The sequence below is a fragment of the Leisingera sp. JC1 genome (assembly GCF_001679925.1).
GTDB lineage: Bacteria > Pseudomonadota > Alphaproteobacteria > Rhodobacterales > Rhodobacteraceae > Leisingera.
The window spans coordinates 1-16,764 of record NZ_LYUZ01000095.1 but is presented as its reverse complement, the minus strand read 5'-3'; the positions used below and the strand labels follow the sequence as shown (position 1 = coordinate 16,764).

Sequence of the window (16,764 nt, the reverse complement as noted above, 5' to 3'; positions counted from 1 at the left end):
GCGGGTTGAAGACCACACGAAAGGAACAGTTATGCGCGGTATTTTTGTACTGGTACTGATTGTTGGCGTTGCCCTGGCCGGCGGCGCCGTGATGATGACGAAGAAATATGTCAGCGCATATCAGAACGCGCTTGCGCAGGAACGCGCGTCCCGGGTTGAGAACATCCCCACCGTCGACATCTTTGTTGCGACGGATACTTTGAAATACGGCCACCGCCTGACCAAGGAAAACATCCGCCAGGTGCGCTGGCCCAAGGAAAGCCTGCCGGAAGGCGTGTTCACCAGCCTTGAAGCTTTGTTCCCGCCGGGTTCGGACGACGCCCCCCGCGTCATCCTGCGCACCATGGAAAAGAACGAGGCCATCATGGCCAGCAAGATCACCCTGCCCGGTGAAGACGCCGGCATCACTTCGCGGCTGGAGCGCGGCATGCGTGCCTTTGCGATCCGGGTGGATGTGTCCTCCGGCGTGTCAGGGTTTCTGCGTCCCGGCGACAAGGTCGACATCTACTGGACTGGCCAAGTGCGCCAGGAAGGCGCTGTTCAGGGCGATTTCACCCGGCTGATCGAGACCAATGTGGAACTGATCGCGGTGGACCAGAAGGCCAGCAACGATATCGATGGGGCCGTCATTGCCCGCACGGTTACTGTTGCAGCGCGACCTGAACAAGTTGCCGCCCTGGCCCAGGCGCAGAGCACCGGCAAGCTGACGCTGGCGCTGGTGGGTGCAGGCGATGACACCATTGCCTCAGTCATCGAAGTGGACCAGCGCAAGCTTCTGGGCCTTGGCGCAATCGAAGCCCCGCAGGAGGTCGAAAGGGAACAAGTCTGCACCATCCGTACCCGCCGCGGCGCAGAAGTTGTGGCCATCCCGATCCCCTGCACCAACTAAGCTTTCTGTTCCATTACAGTGCATTAACAGGTTCAGCCGCGCGTCCTTCCGGAGCGCGGCTGAACTGTCTGTTGCTTAGGCCCCACATGCCGCGCTGCTTAAGAAAGGCCCCGAAGCCATTGATTCTTGCAATAATTCGGGAACTGTCCCACAGTGCCGGAAAGAGCGGGCATAAAGACCCGAACAATGAGGCGTGATCGGAAAGGCAGGTCACATGAAAATTCGTAGGTTCGTTGCGGCGGCCCTTTTGGGTCTATCGTTTATTGGCATACCGGGTGCGGATGGGGCATCGGCACAATCCTTGCGGGTGGTAAAAAAAGGCACGGCGGCGACGCTGGACGTGCCCATGAACCGCGCCGTGGTGGTTGAAAGCGAAACCCCCTTCGCGGAACTCAGCATCGCGAATCCGGGCATCGCGGACATTTCGTCCCTGTCCGACCGCACAATTTATGTGCTGGGCAAATCCCCGGGTCTGACCACGTTGACGCTGCTTGACGGCTCCGGGCAGCTGATCACCAACGTGGAAGTGCGGGTGGCTGCGGATGTGACCGAATTCAAGGAGCGCCTGCGCCAGATCCTGCCGAACGAGAAAATCGAAGTGCGCACCGCAAACGACGGCATCGTGCTGTCGGGCGTGGTGTCCAGCTCTGCCCGCCTGCAGCGGGCGCTGGACCTGGCGGAGCGCTATGCGCCCGAGCGTGTCAGCAACCTGATGTCGGTTGGCGGCATTCAGCAGGTCATGCTTGAGGTCCGATTCGCCGAGATGCAGCGGTCAGTGACCAAGTCGCTCAGCGCGTCGCTGGCAACCGCTTCGAGCAATAAGGCAATTGAAACCGGCACGATGCTGGCTGCCGGTAACGGTGTCGGCACCGACACAATCACCCCTCAGGACAATATCCAGGGCGCGTTCCTGTTTGATTTCGGTGTCGGCAACGCCCGCGTGCGCCTGCTGCTGGAAGCGCTGGAGCGTAAAGGGCTGGTCCGCACCCTGGCCGAACCGAACTTGTCTGCACTGTCTGGGCAGGAAGCGAACTTCCTGGCTGGCGGTGAATACCCCGTCCCCACCACCGGGAACGAAGGGGAAATCAGCATTGAATACAAACCCTTCGGCATCGAGCTCAGCTTCATTCCCCGTGTTGTCGACGGTGATCTGATCAACCTTGAGCTGGTGGCTGCGGTGTCCGCACTGGACCCGAGCAACGGCTTTACCCTGAACAACCTGACTGTCAGCGCCTTCACCCGCCGTGAAGCATCGACCACTGTTGAGCTGCGGGATGGCGAGAGCTTTGCCATCGCCGGCCTGATCGAAGACAACTTCCTCGACAACAATGCACAAGTGCCCTGGCTGGGTGACGTGCCGATCCTCGGCGCCCTGTTCCGCAGCGCAGATTTCCAGCACTCGCAATCGGAGCTGGTTATCATTGTCAGCGCGCATCTGGTCACACCGACCCGCGGCGAAGCGCTGGTGCTGCCGACCGACCGGGTAAAAGCGCCCAGCGAAGCGGATCTGTTCCTGCTGGGTGCAACGGAGCGCAATGTCAAAGGCGCCGCTGCGGAAGTTGCGCGTCAGGATTTCAACGGCTCCTACGGCTACGTGCTGGACTAAGCAGAGGGAATTGAGCGGATGATCAGAAAAATCGCCTGGGCCGGCCTGATGCTGAGTGTCGCAGCCTGCACTGACGCCACGGGTTTCAGCGCACAGCAGCAAAAGCATTTCGGCGACGCGGCCGCAACCAACGCCGCTGTCATGAAGGGCGACCGCAGCTATGCCATTCAACTGGCCGGCCGCTTCGCCAAGGAAGTGCCTAACACCATCAACTTTGACTTCGACAGCGCGCGCCTGGATCAGGAAGCCCGTGCGGTGCTGGACCGGCAGGCGCATTGGATCAAGCAGTTCCCCGAGGTGCGGTTCCGCGTGTTCGGCCATACGGATGCGGTGGGCAGCAACGCCTACAACAAGTCCCTCGGCCTGCGCCGGGCACGTGCGGCGGTCAACTACCTGGTGTCGCGCGGCATCAGCCGCAACCGGCTTGAGGCGGTGGTCTCCTTCGGCGAGACGCAGCCGCTGATTCCGACGCCGGACCGCGAGCGCCGCAACCGCCGCACCGTGACCGAGGTGAGCGGCTTCCTGAAGCGGCACCCGACCCTGCTGGACGGCAAATACGCCAAGGTCATTTACCGCGAGTATATCGAGAGCGCGATACCTCCGACCTCGCTGACCATCACCACCATCGACGAAGGTTAATAAGGCGGGCCCTGGGATCAGGGCCCTTCCTTTTTTGCACCGCTGGTTTGCCTGATTTTGTTCCTGACCAGGCAAAGGCCGCTGGAACAGTGGCACCAATTCAAGCGGCGATAGCGCAGCTCAGGGGCAAAACCGGTCAAGTCCAAGGGGTCAGGGCCGCTGCTTTGCGGCGGTTCACGCGCCAGAAATGCGGGATTGCTGTGTCCTGACCCCTGCCGCCCGTCGGTTACGAAGTAGTAACAATTCCCCATATTTGGGGATTTTTGGCCCCAATATCGCCTAGATTGCCGCCGACATTGTTTCCAAGAGGCGGACTGTGCCCAAAGCCCGGTCCGCCCAAGTGAACAAGGATGATGGCGATGAGCAGCGGTATGCCGCAAACAGAAACACCTGCGATTGTTGCCTGCACTGTCAGCCGCGACGTGCAGAATTTCGACCTCCTGATTGAAGACATGGAAGCCGCACTGGGCGAGGCCTGGGGCGATCTGGGCTTTACCGAGGCGCTGGCCTTCTTTGGCCAGGCCGAAGCGGAACCGCTGCAATTCATTGCTCTGGCCATCGACAGCGCCGACGAGGGCGACCTGCCGCTGATGGGAGAGATCATCACCCAGGCCAAAGCACGCGGCATCAAGGTCATCCTGATTGCCGAAGACGTGACCCCGGCCGCGCTGCACACGCTGCTGCGCCAGGGTGCTGACGAATTTGTCCCCTACCCGCTGCCGGAACAGGAGCTGCAGGCGGCCATCGAACGGCTGCAGGCACCGGCTCCGGCACCCGCTGCGGCACAGAACCAGCATCAGCTGCAGTCCGGCAGCCAGCGCGAAGGCGCGGTGATCGTCTGCCACGGACTGGCAGGCGGCACCGGCTCCACAACCATGGCGGTCAACCTGGCCTGGGAGCTTGCAGCACTCAGCGAGCATGAAGAGCCTACCGTCTGCCTGCTGGACCTCGACCTGCAGGCGGGTTCGGCCGCAACTTACCTGGACCTGCCGCGCCGCGACGCGGTGATGGAAATGCTGAGCGAATCGGAAAACATGGACGAGGATCTGTTCGGCCAGGCCCTGATCCCGTTCCAGGACAAGCTGCAGGTCCTGACAGCGCCGGCCGAAATGGTGCCGCTGGATCTGCTGTCGCATGAGGACATTACCCGTGTCATTGCGATGGCCCGCAGCCATTTCGATTTCGTCGTCATCGATATGCCGCACACGCTGGTGCAATGGACCGAGACGGTGCTGAACATGGCGCATGTCTATTTCGCGCTGATCGAGCTGGATATGCGCTCGGCCCAGAACGCGCTGCGTCTGAAGCGGGCGCTGCAGGCCGAAGACCTGCCGTTCGAGAAGCTGCGTTTTGCGCTGAACCGGGCGCCCAAGTTCACCGACCTGACCGGCAAGAGCCGGGTCAAGCGGATGGCCGAATCCCTGGGGATCTCGATCGACCTGCAGCTGCCTGACGGCGGCAAGCAGATCCTGCAGAGCTGCGACCACGGTCTGCCGCTGGCTGTCTCTGCCGCGAAGAACCCGTTGCGCAAGGAAATCGCCAAGCTTGCAGCCTCGCTGCACGAGCTGGGCCGCAGTGAAGCAGAAGCCGCCTGAACGGCTTGAATTGGGGGTGAGTTGATGTTTTCCAAGTACAAGAAACAGGCCGCGAAACCTGCTGCACCGGCGCCGGCGCCGGAGCCGGCCGCACCTGCAAACGGCAAGCCTGCAGTCAGCCTGCGGCGCCCGGTCCAGCGCAAGGCGGCGGAAGCGGCCCCGATGGATAAGGAGCGCAAGCGCAAGGAGCGGCTGAACGAGATCAAGATCCAGCTGCACCGGGAGCTTCTGGAAAACCTGAACCTGGCGGCGCTGGAACGCGCGGGCGAGGCCGAGCTGCGGTCCGAGATCTCCAACATCTCGACAGAGATCCTGGCCGAAAAGAGCATCGTGCTGAACCGCGAGGACCGGCAGACGCTGAACAAGGAACTGTATGACGAGGTGACCGGGCTTGGGCCGCTGGAAACCCTGCTGCAGGATGAGACGGTCAGCGATATCCTGGTGAACGGCCCGCACCAGATCTTTGTCGAGCGCAGCGGCAAGCTGGAACTGAGCGACATCGCGTTCAAGGATGAGAAGCACCTGATGCGGATCATCGACAAGATCGTGTCCGCCGTTGGCCGCCGCGTCGATGAAAGCAACCCCTATGTGGACGCCCGCTTGGCCGACGGCTCGCGCTTCAACGCGATGGTGCCGCCGATTGCGGTGGACGGGTCGCTGGTGTCGATCCGGAAGTTCAAAAAGGACAAGCTGGGCATCGACGATCTGGTGAATTTCGGCGCCTTCACCGAGGAAATGGCGGCCTATCTGCAAGCCGCAGTCTCCACCCGCCTGAATGTCATCGTATCCGGCGGCACCGGGTCCGGTAAGACCACCACGCTGAACGCGCTGTCGTCCTTCATCGACAATGCCGAGCGCATCCTAACCATCGAGGACACCGCGGAACTTCAGCTGCAGCAGACCCATGTGGGCCGGATGGAAAGCCGCCCGCCCAACGTGGAAGGCAAAGGCGAGGTTTCCCCCCGCGACTGTTTGAAAAACGCGCTGCGGATGCGCCCTGACCGCATCATCGTCGGCGAGACCCGCGGCGAGGAAGTGATCGACATGCTGCAGGCCATGAACACCGGCCACGACGGCTCGATGACCACGATCCACGCCAACTCTGCCCGCGACGGTATTTCGCGTCTGGAGAACATGATCGCCATGGCCGGCATCGAGATGCCGATCAAGGCGGTGCGCAGCCAGATCGCCTCGGCTGTGAACCTGATCGTGCAGGCCTCGCGCCTGCAGGACGGTTCCCGCCGGATGACCTCGATCACCGAAATCACCGGCATGGAAGGCGACGTGATCTCGATGCAGGAAATCTTCCGGTTCCAGCGCGTCGGCCTGACCCCGGACAACAAGATTATCGGCCACTTCACCGCGACCGGCGTGCGCAGCCACTTCTCGGAGCGGTTCCGCCTGTGGGGCTACGACCTGCCGCCGTCGATCTATGAACCCACCACGATGGAGCCCCGCTGATGGAACTGAGTGCCGAACCGCTTATTTACGGCGCGATCTTCTTTGGGATTCTGGCGCTGGTCGAAGGCCTGTATCTGTTTGTCTTTGGCAAATCCATCAGTCTGAACAGCAAGGTCAACCGCCGGCTGGAGATGATGGAGAAGGGCAACAACCGCGAGCAGGTGCTGGAGCAGCTGCGCAAGGAGATGGGCCAGCACGCCAAATCGCAGTCGATCCCGCTGTATTCGCTGCTGTCCGAACGGGCGCAGAAGGCGGCCATCGCCTTTTCCCCCAAGCAGCTGATCGTGATCATGGCCGGGCTGGCCGGGCTGGCGTTTGTCGGTCTCAGCATCGGCACTGCGGCGCCGCTGCCAGTCCGTGTTCTGGGCGCCGTGATCATCGGTGTCGGGGCGGTGTTCTTCTGGGTCAACAAGAAGGCGGCCAAGCGCATGGCGCTGATTGAGGAACAGCTGCCCGATGCGGTGGAGCTGATGGTGCGCTCGCTTCGCGTCGGCCACCCGTTCACCTCCGCCATTCAGATCGTCTCCAACGAGGTCGAAGACCCGCTGGCCACCGAATTCGGCGTCATCTCCGATGAGTGCGCCTATGGCCGCGATGTCGGCGAGGCGCTCAAGGAGATGGCGGAGCGCCTGGACATGCAGGACATGCGCTTCCTGGCGGTGGCTGTGACCATCCAGCAGCAGTCAGGCGGCAACCTGGCCGAGGTGCTGGCAGGCCTGGCCAAGGTGATCCGCGCCCGCTTCCGACTGTTCCGCCGGGTGAAGGCGATCACCGCCGAGGCGCAGTGGTCCGGCAAGTTCCTGTCCGGTTTCCCGCTGCTGTGCCTGATCGGGATCCTGGTCAAGGACCCCAACTACTATGACAACGTCACGGACCACCCCTGGTTCATCCCTGCATGTTTCGTCGTTGGCGCAATGCTGACCGCCAACCTGATCGTCATGCGCATTCTGACCAACATCAAAGTCTAAGGAGCGGACCGTGGATTTCCTGACCGGTATCGAAGGCTTCCTCACCTCGCAGTTCGGCCCGTTCGGCCCGCTTCTGGCGCTTGGCATTGCGGGTATGTTCATGATCCTGCTGGCCATTCCGCTGCTCATGAACCAGCGGGAAGACCCGCTGAAGAAGCTGCAGAAGAACATCAAGCCGGAAACCCGGCAGTCGCCGCAGAAGGAGCGGCTGCGGCAGACCGGCCGCAATGAACAGCTGCAGAAATTCGCCAACTTCCTGGAGCCGCAGAATGCTGACGAGCTGTCCGCGATGGAACTGCGGCTGCGGCAGGCGGGCTATATCTCCAAGGACTCCGTGCGGCTGTTCCACTTTGCCCAGTTTGCCCTGGGGCTGGTCGGCCTGATGGGCGGGCTGTTCTTTGTCTACGTTCTGAAGGCGGATGTGGAATTCGACGGCCAGCAGATGGCGATCCGCATTCTGGCCCCCGCGGCCGTGTGCTATTTCCTGCCGCGTTACTGGATCACCCGCCGCATCGAGGCCCGCAAGCAGGCGATCACGGACGCTTTCCCGGACGCGCTGGACATGATGCTGGTCTGCGTCGAGGCCGGTCAGTCGCTGGACCAGGCCATCGTGAGGGTGGCCTCGGAGCTGCGCAGCTCCTACCCGGAGCTGTCGGAAGAATTCCAGGTGGTTGCCCATGAAATGAAAGCGGGCAAGGACAAGGACAAGGTGCTGCGGGATTTCGGCACCCGCTGCGGCGTGATGGATGTCTCTTCCTTTGTGACGGTGATGATCCAGTCCGCCAGCTTCGGCACCTCGATCGCCGACGCGCTGCGGGTTTATGCCGGCGAGATGCGCGACAAACGGGTCATGCGGGCGGAAGAGGCCGCAAACAAGTTGCCTGTGAAGATGACACTTGCCACAATGGGGCTGACGGTTCCGCCGCTGCTGATCATCCTGGTCGGCCCCTCGGCGCAGAACATCGCAAATCTGGGCAATCTGGGACCCCAATAATGAATTTGACAGAACGGGCACCCGGTGTCCGGCTGCTTTTGGCTCTCACCGCCGCCAGCGCTGTTGCGCTGGCGGCTTCATGTGCGCCGGGCGGTTTGAGACAGGACAAGGACAGCCCCTGGGCGCCGGGCGCGGACCTGCGCGGCGAAGAGGCAGACGCCCTGCTGGTCGGCAACCGGCTGATGGCCGCGGGAGAGTACAACCTGGCGCTTGAGGCCTTCACCCGTGCGGCGCTGGATAACGGGCTGACGCCGGAAGTGCTGTCCGGCATGGGCAGCGCCCAGCTGGGCCTGCGGCGCCTGGGACAGGCCGAGGACCTGCTGCGCCAGGCCGTGGCCGCCGATCCGGACTGGCCGGAACCGATGAATAATCTGGGTGTCACGCTGATGGAACGCGGCAAGACCGCCGAAGCGGTGCAGGTGTTCCATCGCGCCTACGCGCTCGACAATGGCGAAAGTGACGCAATCCGCGATAATTTACGCCTGGCACTCGCAAAACTTGAAAATCCTGCGCATACTGCTCCGCAAAAAGAAGACTACAAATTGGTGCGGCAGGGCGGCGGCAGCTACCTGATTCGCCAGACACCATAACAGAGGCAGAGCAGTAAAAAGGACGCACCAATGCGCCAGCAGATTTTTCTATCCGCTTCTCTAGCAGGGGCGCTGGTCCTGTCGGCCTGCGCGGAGAAAGCCGATGAATCCGTCGAACGTGCCTTGCAGGAAGTGAACGTCATCGACGAAAGCAATCTCAACGATGTGATGCTGAACGTGGCCGATCCGAATGAAGCGGTGGCCCATTTCCAGCGCACCATCAGGAACAGTCCGGACCGGATTGAACTGCACCGCGGCCTGGCGCATTCGCTGACCCGCGCCAAGCGCAACACCGAAGCCGCCGTTGCCTGGAAGCAGGTTGTGTCGATGAAAGGCGCCAGCAGCGAGGACCGCGTCCACCTGGCCGGCGCCCTGGTGCGCAGCGGCGAATGGGATCAGGCCAAGGCGGAACTGGACAAGGTGCCGCCGACCTATGAGACCTATGAGCGCTACCGGCTGGAGGCTGTTGTCGCCGACGCCAACAAGGACTGGAAACGCGCCGACAGCTTCTATGAAATCGCGGTCGGGCTGACCACCACGCCCGCCAAGATCATGAACAACTGGGGGTATTCCAAGCTGACCCGCGGCGACTTTACCGGTGCAGAGCGCCTGTTCGGCGACGCGATCCGTCAGGACCAGAGCCTGTTCACCGCCAAGAACAACCTCGTTCTGGCCCGCGGCGCGCAGCGCAACTACTCCTTGCCGGTGATCCCGCTGAAACAGACCGAGCGCGCCCTGCTGCTGCACACGCTGGCGCTGTCCGCGATCAAGCAGGGCGACGTTAAGGTTGGCGAGAACCTGCTGCGCGAAGCGATTGCCACCCACCCGCAGCACTTTGAAGAAGCTGCGCGCTCCCTGGCGGCGCTGGAAAACGGCTGAGCCATGCAGTTCCCGGCCCATGCCGCCCTGTGGTTCCTGCCCTTCGTGCTGCCGCTGTGCTACACGGTGGCGCTGACTGACCTGCGCGGCATGCGGATTCCCAACTGGGCGGTTGACCTGCTGGCGGTGATCTATGTGGTGATCGGGGCGCTGGTGATGCCCAGCTGGGCGGATTACGGCTGGCAGCTGCTGCACCTGCCCATCGGCGTCGGCCTTGGGTTCCTGTTTTATGCAGCCGGCGCTGTCGGCGCCGGCGACGCCAAATTTGCAGGCGCCGCCGCGCCCTTCATTGCCCTGGGAGATTTACGGTTCCTGATGGTGGTTTTCGCCGCCACCCTGCTGGCCGGCTTCACCGCGCACCGGATTGCCAAATACACCCGCCTGCGGCAGCTAGCGCCGCAATGGCAAAGCTGGGACACCGGCAAGAGCTTCCCGATGGGCCTGTGCCTGGGGGCCACCCTCGCCATTTACCTGGGGCTTGCCGCACAGTTCGGCAGCTGACCCAAGGCAGGCGCACAGCGTGCAAAAGTTTCAAACAATTCGGCGTTTCCGTGTTGCTTCGCGGAAATGCTGCAGCTCTGCCCCGCTGTTGCCACAGTCCTGAATAGTCTGTTTCCAGGAGCGCCCCGTCTGCCGGGGCCGGATACGGATATCAGGAACAGGCACCGCCATGAACATGCAAAACCTCGCCGTTGTTGCCCCGCCCGCCCCCAAGGGGCTGGAACAGATGCAGCTGCCGGTGGTGATGATGCGGGATATCCTGCTCAAGACCATCTTCCGCAAGAACGTGGAAAATGTGACTGAGATCGCCGAGGCGATCTGCCTGCCGTCCTCTGTCACCCAGGAGCTGGTGGACATGGCCCGCGAGCAGCGGCTGCTGGAGGCCACCGGCACGCTGAACGCCAACAGCGGCAATGAAATGGGCTACCAGCTGACCGACGCGGGCAAGTCCCGCGCCCAGGATGCGCTGAGCCAGTCGGAATATTTCGGCGCCATGCCGGTGCCGCTGGCGGTTTACCGCGAGCAGGTGAAGCGCCAGTCGATCCGCAATATCCAGGTGACCCGCGACCAGCTGACCAATGCGATGGGGCATCTGGTGCTTCCGGACAGCCTGCTGGACCATCTGGGCCCGGCTGTTAGCGCCGGTCGTTCGATCCTGATGTACGGCCCGCCGGGCAACGGTAAGTCCTCGATCTCCAACGGCATCCGCGATGCGCTGGGGGATCATGTCTATGTGCCGCGCGCCATCGAATACGCGGGCCAGGTGATCACCGTCTATGACCCGATCGTGCACACCGCGGTCGAGCAGGAGCCGGAAGACCCCAACGCCCTGCGCCGCCGCCGCCGTTTTGACGAGCGTTACGTGATGTGCGAGCGCCCCACCGTGATCACCGGCGGCGAGCTGTCGCTGGACATGCTGGATCTGGTCTACAACCCCACCGCCCGCACCTACCAGGCGCCGCTGCAGCTGAAATCCACCGGCGGCATCTTCATCGTCGACGACCTTGGCCGCCAGGCGGAGCCGCCGCAGTCGCTGGTCAACCGCTGGATTGTTCCGCTGGAAGAAAGCAAGGACATCCTGGCGCTGCAATCGGGCGAGAAATTCGAGGTGCCCTTTGACACGCTGGTGATCTTCTCCACCAACTTCCACCCGAATGAGATTTTCGACCAGGCGGCGCTGCGCCGGATCTTCTTCAAGATCAAGATCGACGGGCCGAACCAGGAAAACTTCCTCAAGATCTTTGCCATGGTGGCCCGCAAGAAGGGCATGCCGCTGGACGAGGCGGCGCTGGTGCACCTGCTGAAGAAGAAATACCCGACGATCAGCAACATCTACGCCAACTACCAGCCGGTGTTCCTGATCGACCAGATGATCTCTATCTGCGAGTTCGAGGGCATCCCCTACCAGATGTCGCCGGAACTGATCGACCGGGCCTGGGCCAACATGTTCGTAAAGGACGAGCACATCGTGAAGTGATCAAAAAAGGGCGGGGTCATCCCCGCCCTTTTCGCTGACCGCCGTCAGAACTTGCCGTTCTCATGCGCCATCTCTGCCGGGATCGGGCTGACGGTGTCCCAGTGCTCGACGATCTTGCCGTCCTCGACGCGGAACAGATCGAAGAACGCCATTGGGGTTTCGCCCAGGCTGCCCTCTGAGGCGGCAAAGACAAAGTTCCCCTCAGCCACCACAATCGGGGTGCTGGTGTAGGCCAGCGCCTGGCCGGTTTCCGCCAGATGCTGGATCATGCCGCCAAGGGCCTCCAGCCCGTCGCCGATATTCGGGTTGTGCTGCAGGTAGGTCTCTGTCGAGACGTAGCTGGTGATCTTCTCCGGCGCCTTGCCGTACAGCACGTCAGTTACAAAACCCTGCACCAGCGCCTTGTTCTCCGCGGTTTTGTCCAGATCCGTGATCTCCGTCGTGCCGTCGGTCAAGGTGCGGCCTGAGGCGTTCGGCGCGGCGGGCGGCTGCAGGTTGTCCCAATGCTCAGCCACCTTGCCGTCCTCGACCCGGAAGACGTCAAAGGCCACAAGCGTCTCCCCGCCAAAGGCTTGGGCATTGCCGAATGTGCTGTGCAGCACCACCATGTCGCCCTCGGCAATCACCCGGTGGACCTCCATCGTGACACCGCTTTCCTTCAGCGCCGGAATGAAGCCGATAATGGGCGCAGCCCCGGTCGGCACCATCGGGTTGTGCTGGATATAGCCCGGCGCCAGCAGCTGCTCTGCCGCCTCCGGGTTAAACGAGGTGAAGATCGCCGCTACGGCATTCAGGACGAGTTCTTTGGCACTCATCGGATGTCCTTTCGAATCACATTGTCGTGACAGCCCAATGTGGTATCCTTTCTGCACCAGATATCAATTACGCACTATTTAGGAACCAGGTATGCTTCCAGTAACCGCCCTCTCCAAGGACCAAGCCGAGAACTGCCCGATCCGGCAGGTTCTGTCGCAGGTGACAGGCAAATGGCAGATGCTGATCGTGCTGGTGCTGGAGGACGGCGCGCTGCGGTTCGGCGCGCTGCGGCGCACCATCGGCGATGTGACCCAGCGGGTGCTGACCGAGAACCTGCGCAAGCTGGAGCGCGACGGCTATATCACCCGCAGCGTTGATCCCGGCCCGCCGGTGGCTGTGTCCTATGCGCTGACACCCCTGGGGCAGGAGCTTCTGGAACACATGAAATCCCTGACCATCTGGGCCGCCGGGCGGCATCAGCAGGTTCTGGATTCCCGTACCGCCTATGACAGCAAATGACATTGCAATGAGCTGCAAAGCCTCCCAGATTCCGCAGGATGAGTGACACCGCCCCTGCCCTGCCTGAAGCGATTGAAAACTGGTTCTCCGCCCGCGGCTGGACCATCCATCCGCATCAGCACGCCATGCTGGCGCGGGCCGGGGCGCCTTGCACTCTGCTGATCGCCCCCACCGGCGGCGGCAAGACAATGGCGGGGTTCCTGCCGACACTGGCGGAACTGGCCGACGGAACCCACGACGGGCTGCACACGCTCTATATCTCGCCGCTCAAGGCACTGGCCGCGGATATCAAGCGCAACCTGCGCACGCCGGTTGAGGAGACCGGCCTGCCGATCCGCATTGATGACCGCACCGGCGACACGCCTGCCTCCCGCAAGAGGCGCCAGCGCGCCGACCCGCCGCATATCCTGCTGACCACGCCGGAAAGCCTGGCGCTGCTGACCTCCTACGAGGACGCTGCCCGCACATTCAAGGGCCTCAGGCGGGTTGTGGTGGATGAAATCCACGCGCTGGCCGAAAGCAAACGCGGCGACCAGCTGATGCTGGCGCTGGCGCGGCTGCAGACGCTGTGCCCGGACCTGCGGCGGGTGGGCCTGTCAGCCACGGTGGATGACCCGCAGGCCATCGCCAGCTACCTGGCCCGCCATCCGGACCCCTGCGATATCGTGCTGGCCGATCCCGGTCCTGCGCCGGACATAAGGATGCTGGAAACCGAAGAGGCCCCGCCCTGGGCCGGCGGCGGTGCGGCTTATGCGATCCCGGCGGTGATGGAACAGATCAAGGCGCACAAGACCACGCTGATCTTTCACAACACCCGCGCCCAGGCGGAGATCTTCTTTCACAATCTCTGGCTCGCCAACGAAGACGCGCTGCCGATCGGCATCCACCACGGCTCGCTCGACAGGATTCAGCGGGAACGGGTCGAGGCGGCGATGGTCCGGGGAGAGCTGCGCGCTATCGTCTGCACCGGCTCGCTGGACCTTGGGATCGACTGGGGTGATGTGGATCTGGTGATCCAGATCGGCGCCCCCAAGAACGTGAAACGCCTGGTGCAGCGCATCGGCCGCGCCAACCACCGCTACAATGCGCCGTCCAAGGCCCTGCTGGTGCCTGCCAACCGGTTTGAGGTGGTCGAATGCCGCGCCGCGCTGGAGGCGGTGCGCGAAAATGATCTGGACGGCGACCCGCGCGGGTCCGGCCCCCGTGACGTGCTGTGCCAGCACATCCTGATTGCCGCTTGTTCAGGCCCGTTTGATGCAGATGACCTTTATGCCGAGATGACCCAAGCCGGCGCCTATGCTGGCTTGACCCGCGCTGCGTTTGATGCCTGCCTCACCTTCTGCGCCACCGGAGGCTACGCGCTGAAGGCCTATGACCAGTGGCAGCGCCTGCTGCAGCGCCCGGACGGCAAATGGCAGCTGCGCGACCCGCGCGCGGCCAGCCGCATCCGCATGAACCTGGGCACCATCCAGGACGCCGACCTGATCAAGGTCCGCCTGAAACGCAGCCGCGGCGGCAAACCCTTGGGCGAGGTGGAGGAAGCCTTTGCCGCCACCCTCACCCCCGGAGACACCTTCCTGATCGGCGGCCAGACCGTGCGCTACGAGGGCTTGCGCGAAATGACCGTGGAGGTCACCCGCAACCCTGGGAGGAAGCCCAAGATCGCGGTGTTTTCCGGCAGTAAATTCGCCACCTCCACCCAGCTCAGCGCCCGCATCCTGGCGATGTTCAAACAGGACAGCTGGCCCTCCCTGCCCCGCCACACCGCAGACTGGCTGGACCTGCAGCGGGAGGTCTCCGAACTGCCCCGCGCCGGGCGGCTGCTGATCGAAAGCTTCCCGCACGACAGCCGCGAGCACATCTGCGTCTACGGCTTTGCCGGGCGCAATGCCCAGCAGACCCTGGGCCTGCTGCTGACCAAGCGGATGGAGGAACTGGGGCTAGATCCTTTGGGCTTTGTATCGACCGACTACGCCACCCTGATCTGGGGCCTGCAAGAGGTCACCGACCCCGCCCCGCTGTTCGACCCGGCAAGCTTGCGCGACGGGCTGGAGGGCTGGCTGGCCGGCAATGCGGTGATGAAACGCTCCTTCCGCGGCGCTGCCACCATCGCGGGCCTGATCGAGCGCAACACCCCCGGCGCGCGCAAGAACGGGCGGCAGGCGACTTTCTCCTCCGACATCCTCTATGACACGCTGCGCAAGTACGATCCCGATCACCTGCTGATGGACATCACCCGTGAGGAAGCCCTGCGGGGTCTGGTGGATTTCGGGCGGATCGAGGAGATGCTGGAGCGGACCCGCGGCCGCATCACGCTGCGGCGGCTGGAGCGCATCTCCCCCCTCGCCGCACCCCTGCTGCTGGAGGTTGGCAAGGTCCCGGTCAAGGGCGCGGCTGAAGAGAAACTGCTGCAGCAGGAGGCCGCGGCGCTGATGCAGCAATCCGGGCTGGACAAGCTGCCGCAATAACCCTTGCCTGCCGGGCTGTGACAGATAAACCCGAACCATGACCGGATATGATTTCACCCTCGCAGGCGTCCGCCTCACTGCCCTCAGCTCCGGCGCGCTCTGGTGGGCAGAGCACCGTCTGCTCTGCGTCTCCGACCTTCACTTGGGCAAATCCGAGCGCCACATCCGGCGCGGCGGCAGCGCCCTGCCGCCTTACGAGACTTGGGACACGCTCAGCCGCCTTGCAGACCTGGTGTCTGCCTTGCAGCCGGACACGGTGGTCTGCCTCGGCGACAGTTTCGACGACGACGACGCCTCGCGGGCTTTGCCGGATGCGGAGCAATCGCAGCTGGGTGCCCTTATGCAGAATCGCCGCTGGATCTGGATCACCGGCAACCACGACCCGGCCCCTGCGGATCTGGGCGGCGAGCAGATGGCAGAGCTGCATCTTGCCCCCCTTACCTTCCGCCATATCGCTGTTCCTGCTGCCCAGGGAGAAATCTCCGGTCACTACCACCCCAAGGCGCGGGTGCGCAGCACCTCCCGCCCCTGCTTCCTGCTCGACCAGTCGCGCCTGATCCTGCCCGCCTTCGGCACCTACACCGGCGGCTTGCGCAGCACCGATCCCGCGCTCTCCACGCTGATGCAAAGGGACGCGCTGGCGATCCTGACCGGCCCGCAGGCGCTGCCGGTGCCAATGCCCCGCTAAGTGGCGCAGCGTCACAGACCCTTTGCCATCCGGCCTCTTCTATGCTTGGCGCAACCAGCAGAAGGACAGATGTGATGGATGACCGCATCCGCAGCAGTTTCGCCAAGCAGAGCATGATGCAGACACTGGGCGCGGAGGTCGCCAGCGTCGCGCCCGGCGAAGTGGTGATCACCGCCCCGATCCTGCCCGGCAGCCGCCAGCAGCACGATGTGGCCCATGCGGCGCTCAGCTTTGCCATCGGCGACACCGCCGCAGGCTATGCGGCGCTTACCTTGATGCCGGAAGGCAGTGAAGTGATGACAGCGGAGATGAAGATCAACCTGCTGGCCCCCGGTTCAGGGGACTATCTGCGTGCCGCCGGCAAGGTCATCAAGCCCGGCCGCCGCCTGGTGATCGTCACGGCAGAGGTTCACGCGGTGACAGGCGAAGAGGAAAAGCTGGTCGCCCTCCTGCAAGGCACCATGGTGCCGGTCTCCGCTTAATCTCCACCTTCATCTTTGAACAAAAAAACTCCCGCCGGAGGCGTTCCGGCGGGAGCAGATCTGTTCGGACCTCAGCGGTCTGCGCTTCAGGCAGTGAGGCCCTCGGGCTCTGCCAGGTTGTTGGCGCGGCAGGCGGCGGTGACGGTGTTGGCGAGCAGGCAGGCGATGGTCATCGGGCCGACGCCGCCGGGGACCGGGGTGATGGCGCCGGCGCGGTCCGCGGCGGAGGCGAAATCGACGTCGCCGACCAGC

16 protein-coding genes and 1 pseudogene are annotated in these 16,764 nt (G+C 63.3%); 15 read left to right on the top strand and 2 right to left on the bottom strand.

All coding sequences use genetic code 11. From position 1 onward, the window contains the following. Nucleotides 1-31 precede the first annotated feature (31 nt). From cpaB to A9D60_RS14350, 11 genes are all read left to right on the top strand, one after another. On the top strand, nt 32-889 hold the full coding sequence (cpaB, locus tag A9D60_RS14400; RefSeq protein ID WP_065268236.1) for a Flp pilus assembly protein CpaB: 858 nt from the start codon (nt 32-34) through the stop codon (nt 887-889). Between the two features lie 214 nt (nt 890-1,103). Further along, complete coding sequence (locus A9D60_RS14395) at nt 1,104-2,495, top strand: type II and III secretion system protein family protein (protein WP_065268235.1); 1,392 nt, start codon at nt 1,104-1,106, stop codon at nt 2,493-2,495. 18 nt (nt 2,496-2,513) lie between these two features. Then, nucleotides 2,514-3,134, top strand: coding sequence for an OmpA family protein (locus A9D60_RS14390; RefSeq protein ID WP_065268234.1), 621 nt, complete (start codon nt 2,514-2,516; stop codon nt 3,132-3,134). Between the two features lie 359 nt (nt 3,135-3,493). Then, entirely contained in the window at nt 3,494-4,729 is a 1,236-nt protein-coding gene (locus A9D60_RS14385; protein ID WP_065268260.1) for an AAA family ATPase, read from the top strand. Between the two features lie 24 nt (nt 4,730-4,753). Then, nucleotides 4,754-6,190 carry a CpaF family protein gene (locus A9D60_RS14380; RefSeq protein ID WP_065268233.1) on the top strand — a complete coding sequence of 479 codons (1,437 nt, stop codon included), beginning with the start codon at nt 4,754-4,756 and terminating at the stop codon, nt 6,188-6,190. Beyond that, on the top strand, nt 6,190-7,158 hold the full coding sequence (locus tag A9D60_RS14375) for a type II secretion system F family protein (protein WP_065268232.1): 969 nt from the start codon (nt 6,190-6,192) through the stop codon (nt 7,156-7,158). Before A9D60_RS14380 ends, A9D60_RS14375 begins: the two co-directional genes overlap by 1 nt. 10 nt (nt 7,159-7,168) lie before the next feature. Further along, complete coding sequence (locus tag A9D60_RS14370) at nt 7,169-8,152, top strand: type II secretion system F family protein (protein WP_065268231.1); 984 nt, start codon at nt 7,169-7,171, stop codon at nt 8,150-8,152. Then, on the top strand, nt 8,152-8,742 hold the full coding sequence (locus A9D60_RS14365; protein WP_065268230.1) for a tetratricopeptide repeat protein: 591 nt from the start codon (nt 8,152-8,154) through the stop codon (nt 8,740-8,742). The genes A9D60_RS14370 and A9D60_RS14365 overlap by 1 nt, the downstream gene beginning before the upstream one ends. A 30-nt stretch (nt 8,743-8,772) precedes the next feature. Then, on the top strand, nt 8,773-9,621 hold the full coding sequence (locus A9D60_RS14360; protein WP_065268229.1) for a tetratricopeptide repeat protein: 849 nt from the start codon (nt 8,773-8,775) through the stop codon (nt 9,619-9,621). Nucleotides 9,622-9,624: 3 nt separating this feature from the next. Further along, on the top strand, nt 9,625-10,122 hold the full coding sequence (locus A9D60_RS14355) for a prepilin peptidase (protein ID WP_065268228.1): 498 nt from the start codon (nt 9,625-9,627) through the stop codon (nt 10,120-10,122). Nucleotides 10,123-10,291: 169 nt separating this feature from the next. After that, the gene (locus tag A9D60_RS14350) at nt 10,292-11,599 is read left to right on the top strand and encodes an ATPase (protein WP_065268227.1); all 1,308 of its coding nucleotides are present in this window, start codon (nt 10,292-10,294) and stop codon (nt 11,597-11,599) included. Between the two features lie 44 nt (nt 11,600-11,643). Here A9D60_RS14350 and A9D60_RS14345 read toward each other — a convergent pair whose 3' ends face one another. Then, on the bottom strand, nt 11,644-12,414 hold the full coding sequence (locus A9D60_RS14345) for a nuclear transport factor 2 family protein (protein ID WP_065268226.1): 771 nt from the start codon (nt 12,412-12,414) through the stop codon (nt 11,644-11,646). Between the two features lie 91 nt (nt 12,415-12,505). Here A9D60_RS14345 and A9D60_RS14340 point away from each other — a divergent pair, with 91 nt between their 5' ends. From A9D60_RS14340 to A9D60_RS14325, 4 genes are all read left to right on the top strand, one after another. Further along, nucleotides 12,506-12,874 carry a winged helix-turn-helix transcriptional regulator gene (locus tag A9D60_RS14340; protein ID WP_065268225.1) on the top strand — a complete coding sequence of 123 codons (369 nt, stop codon included), beginning with the start codon at nt 12,506-12,508 and terminating at the stop codon, nt 12,872-12,874. 38 nt (nt 12,875-12,912) lie between these two features. After that, nucleotides 12,913-15,342, top strand: coding sequence for a ligase-associated DNA damage response DEXH box helicase (locus tag A9D60_RS14335; RefSeq protein WP_065268224.1), 2,430 nt, complete (start codon nt 12,913-12,915; stop codon nt 15,340-15,342). 37 nt (nt 15,343-15,379) lie between these two features. Further along, nucleotides 15,380-16,030 carry a ligase-associated DNA damage response endonuclease PdeM gene (pdeM, locus tag A9D60_RS14330; RefSeq protein ID WP_065268223.1) on the top strand — a complete coding sequence of 217 codons (651 nt, stop codon included), beginning with the start codon at nt 15,380-15,382 and terminating at the stop codon, nt 16,028-16,030. Between the two features lie 74 nt (nt 16,031-16,104). Next, entirely contained in the window at nt 16,105-16,512 is a 408-nt protein-coding gene (locus A9D60_RS14325) for a PaaI family thioesterase (protein ID WP_065268222.1), read from the top strand. A gap of 86 nt (nt 16,513-16,598) precedes the next feature. Here A9D60_RS14325 and A9D60_RS14320 read toward each other — a convergent pair. Then, nucleotides 16,599-16,764 (bottom strand): annotated as a pseudogene (locus tag A9D60_RS14320) (bifunctional methylenetetrahydrofolate dehydrogenase/methenyltetrahydrofolate cyclohydrolase); the annotation flags it as partial.

Coding starts and splice junctions, on each gene's coding strand:
- A9D60_RS14345 (WP_065268226.1), bottom strand. CDS start 12,414: ATGAGTGCCAAAGAACTCGTCCTGAATGCCGTAGCGGCGATCTTCACC.
- A9D60_RS14380 (WP_065268233.1), top strand. CDS start 4,754: ATGTTTTCCAAGTACAAGAAACAGGCCGCGAAACCTGCTGCACCGGCG.
- A9D60_RS14375 (WP_065268232.1), top strand. CDS start 6,190: ATGGAACTGAGTGCCGAACCGCTTATTTACGGCGCGATCTTCTTTGGG.
- A9D60_RS14325 (WP_065268222.1), top strand. CDS start 16,105: ATGGATGACCGCATCCGCAGCAGTTTCGCCAAGCAGAGCATGATGCAG.
- A9D60_RS14360 (WP_065268229.1), top strand. CDS start 8,773: ATGCGCCAGCAGATTTTTCTATCCGCTTCTCTAGCAGGGGCGCTGGTC.
- A9D60_RS14395 (WP_065268235.1), top strand. CDS start 1,104: ATGAAAATTCGTAGGTTCGTTGCGGCGGCCCTTTTGGGTCTATCGTTT.
- A9D60_RS14385 (WP_065268260.1), top strand. CDS start 3,494: ATGAGCAGCGGTATGCCGCAAACAGAAACACCTGCGATTGTTGCCTGC.
- pdeM (WP_065268223.1), top strand. CDS start 15,380: ATGACCGGATATGATTTCACCCTCGCAGGCGTCCGCCTCACTGCCCTC.
- A9D60_RS14340 (WP_065268225.1), top strand. CDS start 12,506: ATGCTTCCAGTAACCGCCCTCTCCAAGGACCAAGCCGAGAACTGCCCG.
- A9D60_RS14365 (WP_065268230.1), top strand. CDS start 8,152: ATGAATTTGACAGAACGGGCACCCGGTGTCCGGCTGCTTTTGGCTCTC.
- cpaB (WP_065268236.1), top strand. CDS start 32: ATGCGCGGTATTTTTGTACTGGTACTGATTGTTGGCGTTGCCCTGGCC.
- A9D60_RS14335 (WP_065268224.1), top strand. CDS start 12,913: ATGAGTGACACCGCCCCTGCCCTGCCTGAAGCGATTGAAAACTGGTTC.
- A9D60_RS14355 (WP_065268228.1), top strand. CDS start 9,625: ATGCAGTTCCCGGCCCATGCCGCCCTGTGGTTCCTGCCCTTCGTGCTG.
- A9D60_RS14350 (WP_065268227.1), top strand. CDS start 10,292: ATGAACATGCAAAACCTCGCCGTTGTTGCCCCGCCCGCCCCCAAGGGG.
- A9D60_RS14390 (WP_065268234.1), top strand. CDS start 2,514: ATGATCAGAAAAATCGCCTGGGCCGGCCTGATGCTGAGTGTCGCAGCC.